The organism is Trinickia sp., assembly GCF_035492435.1.
Lineage (GTDB): Bacteria > Pseudomonadota > Gammaproteobacteria > Burkholderiales > Burkholderiaceae > Trinickia.
Genome location: NZ_DATJJF010000027.1, coordinates 17,547 through 28,077, shown reverse-complemented (window position 1 = coordinate 28,077; position 10,531 = coordinate 17,547). Strand labels below are relative to the sequence as shown.

Annotated in this window: 11 protein-coding genes and 1 pseudogene; 8 read left to right on the top strand and 4 right to left on the bottom strand. The window is 60.5% G+C overall.

Features of this window, described 5'->3' with window-relative positions:
- Nucleotides 1–277: 277 nt before the first annotated feature.
- Together VL598_RS02515 and VL598_RS02510 are read right to left on the bottom strand one after the other, a co-directional pair.
- Entirely contained in the window at nucleotides 278–1,141 is an 864-nt protein-coding gene (locus tag VL598_RS02515; RefSeq protein ID WP_325325127.1) for a sulfite exporter TauE/SafE family protein, read from the bottom strand.
- Between the two features lie 18 nt (nucleotides 1,142–1,159).
- On the bottom strand, nucleotides 1,160–1,906 hold the full coding sequence (locus VL598_RS02510; RefSeq protein WP_325325126.1) for a GntR family transcriptional regulator: 747 nt from the start codon (nucleotides 1,904–1,906) through the stop codon (nucleotides 1,160–1,162).
- Between the two features lie 150 nt (nucleotides 1,907–2,056).
- Here VL598_RS02510 and VL598_RS02505 point away from each other — a divergent pair.
- From VL598_RS02505 to VL598_RS02490, 4 genes and pseudogenes are all read left to right on the top strand, one after another.
- Nucleotides 2,057–2,326, top strand: a pseudogene (locus VL598_RS02505) (hypothetical protein); the annotation flags it as partial.
- A gap of 103 nt (nucleotides 2,327–2,429) precedes the next feature.
- On the top strand, nucleotides 2,430–3,185 hold the full coding sequence (locus tag VL598_RS02500) for an SDR family oxidoreductase (RefSeq protein WP_325325125.1): 756 nt from the start codon (nucleotides 2,430–2,432) through the stop codon (nucleotides 3,183–3,185).
- Nucleotides 3,186–3,217: 32 nt separating this feature from the next.
- The gene (locus VL598_RS02495; RefSeq protein WP_325325124.1) at nucleotides 3,218–3,634 is read left to right on the top strand and encodes a cupin domain-containing protein; all 417 of its coding nucleotides are present in this window, start codon (nucleotides 3,218–3,220) and stop codon (nucleotides 3,632–3,634) included.
- Nucleotides 3,635–3,968: 334 nt separating this feature from the next.
- Nucleotides 3,969–4,295 carry an HdeA/HdeB family chaperone gene (locus VL598_RS02490; RefSeq protein ID WP_325325123.1) on the top strand — a complete coding sequence of 109 codons (327 nt, stop codon included), beginning with the start codon at nucleotides 3,969–3,971 and terminating at the stop codon, nucleotides 4,293–4,295.
- Between the two features lie 152 nt (nucleotides 4,296–4,447).
- Here the strand turns inward: VL598_RS02490 and VL598_RS02485 are convergent, their stop codons facing one another.
- Complete coding sequence (locus tag VL598_RS02485; RefSeq protein ID WP_325325122.1) at nucleotides 4,448–6,052, bottom strand: gamma-glutamyltransferase family protein; 1,605 nt, start codon at nucleotides 6,050–6,052, stop codon at nucleotides 4,448–4,450.
- Between the two features lie 178 nt (nucleotides 6,053–6,230).
- Nucleotides 6,231–6,590, bottom strand: a complete 360-nt coding sequence (locus tag VL598_RS02480; protein ID WP_325325121.1) for a hypothetical protein — start codon at nucleotides 6,588–6,590, stop codon at nucleotides 6,231–6,233.
- On the opposite strand from VL598_RS02480, the gene VL598_RS02475 reads away from it, so the two are divergent.
- From VL598_RS02475 to minC, 4 genes are all read left to right on the top strand, one after another.
- Entirely contained in the window at nucleotides 6,565–8,016 is a 1,452-nt protein-coding gene (locus tag VL598_RS02475) for a catalase (RefSeq protein WP_325325120.1), read from the top strand. The genes VL598_RS02480 and VL598_RS02475 overlap by 26 nt on opposite strands.
- 183 nt (nucleotides 8,017–8,199) lie before the next feature.
- On the top strand, nucleotides 8,200–8,811 hold the full coding sequence (locus VL598_RS02470; RefSeq protein ID WP_325325119.1) for an ankyrin repeat domain-containing protein: 612 nt from the start codon (nucleotides 8,200–8,202) through the stop codon (nucleotides 8,809–8,811).
- 284 nt (nucleotides 8,812–9,095) lie between these two features.
- On the top strand, nucleotides 9,096–9,602 hold the full coding sequence (locus VL598_RS02465; protein WP_325325118.1) for a GNAT family N-acetyltransferase: 507 nt from the start codon (nucleotides 9,096–9,098) through the stop codon (nucleotides 9,600–9,602).
- A 147-nt stretch (nucleotides 9,603–9,749) separates the two neighbouring features.
- Complete coding sequence (gene minC, locus VL598_RS02460; protein WP_325325117.1) at nucleotides 9,750–10,511, top strand: septum site-determining protein MinC; 762 nt, start codon at nucleotides 9,750–9,752, stop codon at nucleotides 10,509–10,511.
- Nucleotides 10,512–10,531 lie beyond the last annotated feature (20 nt).

Here is a 10,531-nt window from a genome sequence, read left to right as displayed (position 1 = left end):
AGTGCGGCAATCACGCTGAAACGATAGTCACGTTGATGCAGGAAAACACCCAGCATTAATATCAGACGCATGATCGGGAGGAGGATGAAGAGCGCAATTCCTACAGTCATGATATGGGCACCGACAACAGCCGTTGCGGAGGGCCAACTGCGAGCCCATGGACCCAGCAGCGTCATCGCGAGTCCTGCTGCGACAGTACTGGCGGCCACCCACGTGCCGTAGTACAGAAGTCCGGCCAGATATTGTTCAAGCCTTGGCGCGTTCGATGCCGCGCATCTCATGCCGAAACGCCGAAAAGGCGGATACCAAATGCCTCGAGCAGCATCTGCACCGCAAGGATCACGAGCACGACGATGAAAAGCACGCGCAGTTTGTCGCTCGAAACCCGCATGAGGACGCGGGCTCCGAGCGCCGCGCCCACGACAGATCCCAGCGCCACGGGCGCGGCAATCGCGGTCACGATTTCGCCGCGCACGAAGTAGGCGCCAGCGCTAGCTGCCGCTGTCACTCCGATCATAAAATTCGACGTCGCGGAGGAAACCTTGATCGGCAGGCGCAATGCCGTATCCATTGCCGGGATCTTGAGGACGCCGCTACCGATGCCAAGTAAAGCCGAAATCAGTCCGGCGCCGTACATCAAGGACATGCCAAGCCCGACGTGATGCACGCGATATTCGATCTCGCGTCCGAGCGCATGATCCGGGTAGCGGGAATCCAGACACAACGAGGAACTCCACGAATTGATGCTCGCGGCGGGGGCGGCAACGACAGGATCGGAACGCCTCGCAAGCATTTGCTGCGCTGACAGCATCAGGATCACAGCAAAAATGAAATAGAGCACGGGTACTGGAATGAGACCGCTCATAACCACGCCGGATAACGCCCCTAGCGTCGTGGCGATTTCCAGAACAATGGCAAGCCGGACGTTGGTCAATCGACCACGAAGAAACGGTGCAGCGCTGCCGCAAGAACACGCGATCACCGAGACGATGCTGGCACCAACTGCGACATGAATGTCGATGTGGCCGAACACAGTCAGGATGGGCACGATGAAAATGCCGCTCGCCATACCGAGCATTCCGCCTAGCGCGCTAGCCCCAAGCGACACGGCAAACAGCCAGACTACATAACCGGTATCCATAGAAGACCCCGCGCCGCCCTACCGGCCGTGCGGCTTGCGCCGAGTGAGGTGGGTGACAAACTGGATCTGGTCGCCGCGGTAGTGCAATTTTTCATAATCGACGGGACGGCGCTGCTCGCTGTACGACGTGCGTTCAATGAGAAAAATCGGGCTGCCCGCCTTGATCTCAAGCGCTCGCGCGACCACCTTTTCTGCCGCGACCGCTTCGAGTCTGTACTCCGCTTCGATGAGTGGCGTATCGTACTTCTGCTCAAGCAACGAAAAGATCGGCTCGACCTCCAGGTCGTTCTCAATGATCTTCTCGCCGATCTCCTTCGGCAACCATGTCTCGTCGAACGATAGCGGTGTCCCGTCAGCGATGCGTATGCGCTGAATGTGGACCACCGGCGCACCCGGCTCAAGCGAGAGCTTGCGAGCGACAGGATCGCTCGCTTTTTCAATTTGCTTGCCGAGCAGCCGCGCTGTCGGATGGCGGCCATGCACGTACATGTCCTCGACAAAGCTGCTCAGTTCAGTGAGTTCTTGCGAAAGGCGCGGTTGTGAAACGAATGTGCCCTTACCGCGGCGGATTTCAATCACCCCCCGGCTGATCAGATTCTGCACGGCCTTCTGAAGGGTTGTCCGGCTTATCCCGAACATCGACAGCAAACTGGCTTCATTTGGCAGTTGCGTTCCCGGGGCGTAAGTCCCGTCGGCAATACTGGCCATAAGCGCGGCTTCCACCTGTGCGTAAAGGGGAAGTTGGCTGTCGCGTTTTGCATTCATATAGACATCGTGACGTCATGATGTCTATATGTCAAGTCGTTGAAAGCTCACCGGTGTTCGCGCTGTTGTCTTTCCGTTCTTGGCCGGGTTGCCGCCCGCTGCGACGGCAATGATCGGCAGCGCAACCCGCGCAGCGCCGAGGTGATTCATCGCTGGATGGCGGCGAACCTGTGCGTGGAATCACATCCCCGTGATCTCCTTGAGCAGGGCTTCGGCGTTGGGGTGGTGCGCCACGCAGTCGCCGGTCCGAAGCTATCTGAAGGCGATGGCTACCACGCGGCACTGGTCAACTTCCGTTATCTGGCGAACGCGCTCTGGACCACGGAGGATGCAGTCACGCGCCTATTCGACAACTCGCGGCCGCATACGCCTGTTCGATTGTGGCTGATGATGGTAAACCTGCCGGATCCTTGTCATTGATTCTTGGCGGGATCGTAGTAGACCATACTAGGCCAAGACATTTTCCCCACCTGCATGCGGATCGATTTAAGGATCCCCATCGGTCGACAATGGAGGGTGAAGCATGAAGATCGTCGTCATCGGCGGCACCGGTCTGATCGGCTCGAAGACCGTCCGCATTCTGCGCCAGGGCAACCACGAGGTCGTCGCCGCCTCGCCCAAGAGCGGTGTCAACAGCATCACAGGCGAGGGGCTTCAGCAGGCTATGGCCGGTGCGCAGGTGGTGATCGACCTCGCCAATTCGCCCTCATTTGAAGACAAGGCGGTGCTGGAATTCTTCGAGACTTCCGGCCGCAACCTTCTCGCGGCAGAGGCGGCAGCCGGCGTCCGGCACCATGTCGCGCTTTCCATCGTCGGTATCGACCGGACGCCCGACAACGGCTATTTCCGCGCCAAGGTCGCCCAGGAAAAACTGATCGAGACTTCCGGCATCCCCTACACCGTCATCCGCTCGACCCAGTTCATGGAATTTTTTGGAGGCATCGCTGATTCAAGTACGGACGGAAACGTCGTAAGGCTTTCGCCCGGCCTGTTCCAGCCGATCGCGGCGGACGACGTTGCTGCCATTGTTGCCGATGTGGCGGTCGCGGCCCCGCGAAGCGGCATCGTCGAGATCGCCGGCCCGGAACGAGCGCCTTTCAACGAAATCGTCGCCCGCTATCTGAAGGCGATCGGCGACCCCCGTGAGGTGGTGAGCGACCCCGAGGCCCGATACTTCGACGGCCGGGTCGAGGAGCATTCGCTCGTGCCGTTGGGCGAGGCGCGCCTCGGCCGCATCGGATTCGACGAATGGCTGCGCCGCTCGCGAGCAGGAGCCTGATTTCGCATTCGCCAACCGAAGGATAGGATCCCATGAAACGCATCCTCTGTTCGCTGCTTGTCGCCATCCTGCCGTTCGCGAGCGTTCTCGCAGAGGCGCCGAAGTCGAAGAACGCAAAGGTGACCCTCGTCTACCAGCACGAGTTGCCGAACGTTCCCGGCAAGAGCATCAAGGGTGTGCTCGTCGAATACGGACCGGGCGGCTACTCGCCCGGTCACACGCATCCCCAATCCGCCTTCATCTACGCGACCGTGCTTGAGGGGGCGATCCGCAGTCAGGTCAACGACGGGCCGGTGACGACCTACAAGGCCGGACAGAGCTTCTCCGAGCTGCCCGGCGACCGCCACGGCGTCAGCGCCAACGCCAGCAAGACGAAGCCGGCCAAGCTCCTCGCGGTGTTTGTGGTGGACACGAACGAGACGGAACTGACGATTCCATTCGGGAACTGAGGTTGACCTTTCGTGCGGGGACACAGCCGCAGCAGCGGAGGTTTATGAACGGGCACGAAAAAGCCGACCAATGAGGGTCGGCTTTTTCGTTGGCGCGGCCAAGCCAGCTTGGACGCGACGTAGCCATACAAAAATTCAGCCATCCCTATATGGGACCAAAGTCCAATAGCGTTTGCTGGCACGAGCGCTTTCAATAGTCCAGTCGTTTCACGAGTGGTGGCACTCGCCTGCGTTCGTGAAGTCGGCCGCACTGGTTCTCATTAATTGTTGGATTTGTGCATTAGCGACGGCCTCCTTTGCAGGTGGCTCCCGATTCATGGACGGAGAGGAAATCATGAGACGAATCGTTATCGGCGCGCTCATTTTGGGCTTTGGCCTGATGCAGTCCGGTTGGGCTCAAACTGCGGCGCCGATGCGCCCCTCGAAGATGACCTGTGAGCAGTTCGTTGCGGTGGACGATGTCTACAAACCCACCCTGGTCTACTGGGTAGCCGGCGTCGACAAACAAGGAGTGCACGAAACCGATACGATGGTCGTCGACACTGCAACTCCAATTGCCGCGATTGTTGAAGAGTGCAAGAAGACGCCAAAGGCTCTCTTCCAGAGCAAGGTCAGAGCTATGTACAAAAGCGGGCAAGTCACCTTGTTTGAGCATCACTGAAGCTACGGCCGGGATCACGGGCAAGCGGGTCCCGGCAAGGTCCGACAGCAACGTGCGTCAAGGCATTTTCATAACGGCTCGACGCCGCCGGGGGGCATACCCAGCGGCGCGTCGTCGAGCGTCGTTAGTGGACGTAAGAACCCCAGTGCGCGTTAAAAGCCCGCGGCCACGCCGTCGCTGCGCGGATCATAGCCACCCTGAAGCAAGCCGTCCGGACGCCGCACGATGGCAGCGGCATGGCCCACGGCTTCGTCATACGGCTGCAGCACCTCGACATCATGGCCGAGCCGGCGCAGCTCGTCGATCGTCTCGGCGCCAAAGCGGGCTTCGAGCTTGAGCGTCTCCGACGTCTGGCCCCAGGTACGGCCGAGCAACCAGCGCGGTGCATCGATGGCAGCCTGCGGGTTCCAATCGTAGTGCACCATGCGCGAGAACACGGCGCTTTGCGTTTGTGGCTGCCCGTCGCCGCCCATGTTGCCGTAGACGATCGTGCGTCCATCGGCCAGTCGGGCGAGTGCGGGGTTCAACGTGTGGAAGGGCAGGCGGCCCGGCGTAAGCGGATTGCGGGAGTTGGGATCCAGCGAGAAGCTGCAGCCGCGATTTTGCCAGTTGATGCCCGAACCGGGCAGCACGATGCCGCTGCCAAACTCGTGATAAATGCTTTGAATGAAGCTGACGGCAACGCCGTTGCCGTCGATGACGCCAAGCCATACGGTGTCAGCCGGCCCGCGCCCGTTGCCCCACGGTGCTGCTTGGGAAGGCGAGATCTTCGCTGCCATCGCGTCGAGCGCGGCAGGCGCGAGCAAGGTCTGGGGATCGACGTCCATGTACGCCGGATCGGTAATGTGCCGATCCCGCAGTGCGAAGGCCAACTTGGTTGCTTCGACGCAAGAGTGGACATACTGCGGGCCCAGAGGATCCATCTCGGGGCGCAACGTGCGATCGAGCATGCCGAGGATCAACAGCGACACGAGCCCCTGCGTCGGGGGCGGCATGTTGTAGACGGTGCCGAGCGAATGCGCGAGCGCGAGCGGCTCGCGAAAGCTCGCCTTGTGTGCCTCTAGGTCACCGAGGGAGAGGGGGCTTCCGAGCGTATCGAGATCTTGCGCAATGCTGCGAGCCAGATCGCCGCGATAAAAATCGTCGAAGCCCGCGCGTGTCAGATGCTCGAGCGTCTGTGCGAGGCGGGGCTGCAAGAAACGAGAGCCGGCCGCAGGCGGCACGCCATTATTGAGGAAGGCGGGCGCGAAGCCGGGCACGCGCTCAAGCTCGGCAAGCTTGGCCACGGTGCAGCGAGCTTGGCTGTCGGTAACCGGCACGCCGCCGCGCGCATAGGCGATCGCATCTTCGAGCAGCCGCGAGGCCGGCAGCTTGCCACCCAGCATTTCCGTCGAATAGCGGTGTGCCAGATCCCATCCTGATACCGTCCCCGCCACGGTGTTTGCGGCGAGCGGCCCGCGAAACGGAATCGCCGAGAGGCCGCGAGCGCGGTAACTCTCGATCGACGCCGCCTTTGCAACGGCGCCGCAAGCCTGAATGCCGACAGGCTCAGCGCCAGGACGTGCGATCAGCCAGAAACCGTCGCCGCCGATACTGTTCATGTGCGGATAGGCAACGGCGATCGTGGCAGCCGCGGCGATCATCGCCTCGACCGCGTTGCCGCCATCGCGAAGCACAGCAAGCGCGCTCTGCGCGGCAAGCGCATGGGGCGCGACAGCCATGCCGCGCGCGCCATGAATGGCATTACTCAAAGACATCGGGAGGGTTCCTTCGCTCTACGGCTTGTATACAAGAAAGTCGACAAGACCGGGAATTATGCCAAAAGAATGAGCAGCGCATTGACCCAGCCCGCCGAGAACACATGATAGGGGATCGGCGTTGTGTTACGTCGGGGGAGGGGCCGGCTGACGACGAGCGAAACGCGCGACTACCGCGCTAACGGCAGACGTTGTGCGGCCAGCGGCAGGTCGCTAGGTAATAGTGCAACGCAGCAAGATGCAAGTGCGACGAACCCAGCAACGTGCACGGTGCAGGCCTATCGGGCTGATATCGAATTTCCATTGGATAAATTTCGCGCGATGCAATTGAATAGGCGCCGTTGGTCGCCTTGTGGCGGCTGCTTTCAGTGCCAAGAGAGGGTGTAAGAATGAATTTGAAAATTGAAAGAAAAAGCGCATTAAAGGCAAAAAGCAAATACAACAAAATCGCAAAGACAGCGGTTTCTCTGGCTGTTTCGTTTGCTATTGCTTCGCCGGTATTCGCAGCAACGTTGACGCGCGATACGGGTGCGCCCATCGGCGACAACCAGAATTCGCAGACGGCAGGCCCCGCAGGTCCGGTGCTTTTGCAGGACTCCGCGCTCATCGAGAAGCTGCAGCGCTTCGACCGCGAGCGTATTCCTGAGCGTGTGGTGCACGCGCGCGGTACGGGCGCTTTCGGTGAATTCGTTCCGACGGCCGACATCTCTGATTTGACGAAGGCGGAAGTTTTCACGCCCGGCACCAAGACCCCGGTGTTCGTGCGCTTCTCGACGGTGATGGGCTATCGTGGCTCCCCCGAGCAGGCACGTGACCCGCGCGGCTTCGCAGTGAAGTTCTACACTCAGCAAGGCAACTGGGATATCGTCGGCATCAACTGGCCGATCTTCTTCATTCGCGATGCGATCAAGTTCCCTGACTTCGTTCATGCAAACAAGCCGAGCGCAGTGACGGGTGTGGGCGATCCCAATCTGGCGTTCGACTTCTTTGCGAATTCGCCCGAAGCGACGAACATGCTTACGCATCTCTACACGGATGCGGGCATGCCGGATTCGTATCGCCATATGGACGGCTTTGGCGTGCACGCCTTCAAGTTCGTTAATGCGAAAGGCGAAGTGCACTACGTGAAGTTCCACTGGAAGAGCGAGCAGGGCGTCCACGGCATTCGTCCGCAGGATATCCCGACATCGATCGGCCGCGACTGGAACCTGATGACGGATGACCTCTATAAAGCGTTGAATGCTGGCGACGATCCGAAGTGGGATCTGTACATCCAGGTGCTCACGCCGGAGGACCTGAACAAGTTCGACTACGACGCTCTGGACGATACGAAGGTTTGGGACGGTGTGCCCGAGCGTAAGGTCGGCACGATGACGCTGAACCGCGTGCCTGACAATTACTTCCAGTCGACCGAGGAATCGGCGTTTGCGCCGTCGCGCCTCGTGCCGGGTATCGAGCCGTCGGAAGACCGCATGTTGCAGGGTCGTCTGTTCTCGTATGCGGACACGCAGATGTATCGTCTGGGTGCCAACTACATGGACCTGCCGATCAACCGTCCGCTCGTGTCCGTCACGAACAACAATCAAGACGGCGCGATGAACATCGGCGATCGCAAGGGCGAAGTGAATTACGAGCCTTCGACGCTGGGCGAGTTGGCGCAGGATCCGCAGTACAAGTACTCGCAGATGGCGCTCAGCGGAACGACGCAGCAGGAAGCCGTCCACAAGAAGATGCTGTTTGCCCAGGCTGGTGAGTACTATCGCAGCTTGTCGGCACAAGATAAGGCTGACCTCATCACGGCGCTTTCGGCTGACCTTAGCCACGTGACGAACGAGCACAACCAGTACACGATGCTGTCGTACTTCTACAAGGCGGATGCCGATTACGGCACGCGCCTCGCTCACGCTGTTCACGCTAACGTGGAGCAAGTGCAGTCGATGGCTGCGAAGCTGAGCGACAACTAAGCATCGCATGGGACCGGAGTCAGCGCGGAAACGCTAATTCCGGTCGATTGCTCTGCTTGCTTGTGACCAAGGTAAGCGCTTCAGCGCTTACCTTGGTCGACATCAAAACGATATACATTTCTCGGGGTTGTGCACGTCACCCGCAACTCTCGTATCACGCGGGCAACCGCAACGGAATTCATCATGCGATCCAGCCTCCTGACGCGCACTATGCGCCGCGTAGCGGCAGCGATGTCACTAGCCGCCATCGCAGGGTGTGTCCATTTGCCCGATAAGCCGGCGTATACAAAAGCCGATCCCAAAGCATTGCGTCGCTATGACGGCGACTGGTTCGACGCGGCGCGCGTCGGACGCATCGACATCTTGCGCGGGCTACTTGACGCTGGTTACCCGATCAATGCCGCCGATAGTCACGGCTATACGGCCGTGATCCTTGCCGCTTACGATAGCCAGCCGGCCGCACTCGATTTTCTGCTTTCTGCCGGTGCCAACGCTTGCACGGGTGATGTCCATGGCAATACCGCGCTGATGGGGGCGCTTTTCAAAGGCGACTCCGCGATCGCCCGACGTCTCGTCAACACGGCATGCCCAATCGATCAGACCAACAATGCCGGTGAAACGGCGCTCGATTTTGCCGCGCTGTTCGGCCGTGTTGACCTCATACCGGTGCTCGTAAAGCACGGCGCCAATCCGAATCACGTCGATGGGCGTGGTCAGTCGTTGCTGCAACTGGCCCTTTCGCAGGGCAGCGCACAAAGCGCGGATGCGCTGCGGCAGGCCGGCGCCACGCGATAGCGGCAAGAGGTTTCGTTGGCAGCGCGCCCCGATCGCGCGACTCTCAAATGCGGTGACGTCCCGTCTGCCTCGCGGAAATGGCCTGTCTCGGTCTATGATGCGGGAAATCGTCCTGCGAAACACGCGAGCTTTCTTTCAAAAATATTTCGGAGTGTGAGGCGTGTCTGCTTCACGCTCGTCGCTACCGGCGGCATTTTTGCTCGGCTTGGTGGAGCGGGATTTGACTAGCTGGTTCGTTAGGACGAAGCTACGCCTCTGCATTTCTTGCCCCGAACCGGAGCCTCATGAGTCCATCCCTGACTGTACGCCGTATCGCCGCCGATCAGGGCGCCACGCTTCGCGAGTTACGCGCGGCCGCGTTGCGCGAAGCACCCTACGCATTCGAGGAGACGCTGGAAGAAGCGCTGGACGAGCGCATCGAAACGTTCGATGCCGTTGCCGCGCGCCATGCTGTCTCGGATGTGTCCACATCGTTCGTCCTCTATACCGAGGGGCATCCGGCGGGCCTCGTCAGCGCGTACTTCGATGAATCGTGCAAAGCGTTTGTTCGAGGGCTCTGGGTCGCACCCGCCGTGCGCCATCTGCGCGGTGGCGAGCTGCTCGTCAATACCGCCGACGACTGGCTGGCCGCTCGCGGCGCAACCAAAGTGCACGCGTGGGTGACGGACGCGAACGTCACCGCTATGCGCTTTTACGAACATCTGGGATTCGGCGCCACAGGAGACCGCGCGCCCGTAGCCCGCGCCTCTCTCGAATGGGAAAGCCTGCTCGAGCGGCCCGCACAGCGTTAGCCCTACCGCCGCGCGGCCGCGAGCCGCATGCGGACTTATCTTGTGCCCACTTTCCGGCCGGCGTTGCGCCTGCCCGTAATTCGCTTAAAAATTCTGGCCGCTCGCGCGGACGTCTGTAAAATAGCCGAAATTTTTCGCTTCGACGCCATGTCGCTGAACAAATCGCCATCCTTCGAGTTACGCAGCGGCTCCGTCGACTCGCTCCTGTTCGTCGTCAAATCGACCGATCTCGACGAGTTAAAGAGCGAGCTCACGCGGCGCTTTGAAGCCACCCCCGACTTTTTTTCGGGCGACGTCGTCGCTATCGATCTGCGCCGTCTCGGCGACGATGAACGTGTCCCGCTCGCTGAGATCGTCCGTTTGCTGGAAAGTGTGCGCATGCGCACACTCGGTGTCGTTGCCGCGCCTCATCAAACGGGCTGGGCCGTCGATGCCGGATTGCCACTCCTTGAAGCGGGTGACCGGCGCGGGAGCGCCGGCAAGCCGCCGCAAGCAGAAGAGCCGCGTGAGGCCGTTCGGCTTGAGGAGGCGCAAACCGTAGCACCGATGCGGGCCGTGCCGGCAACGGGCTCAGGACAGACGCTCATTGTCGACAAGCCGCTGCGTTCCGGTCAGCAGGTGTACGCGAAGGGCGACCTGGTTGTGCTCGCGCTCGTGAGCAATGGCGCGGAAATCATCGCGGAAGGCAATATTTATGTCTATGCGCCGTTGCGCGGGCGGGCGCTCGCAGGCGTGCACGGCAATCACGAAGCGCGCATTTTCTGTACATGCCTCGAACCGGAACTGATCTCGATTGCCGGCATCTATCGGACAACCGAGAATCCACTGCCGGCCGATGTGCTGAGCAAGTCCGTGCAAGTGAGGCTTGCTGACGAGAAGCTGATTATCGAACCGTTGCGGCTTACATAACGCGCGCTTCCACGGCGCTG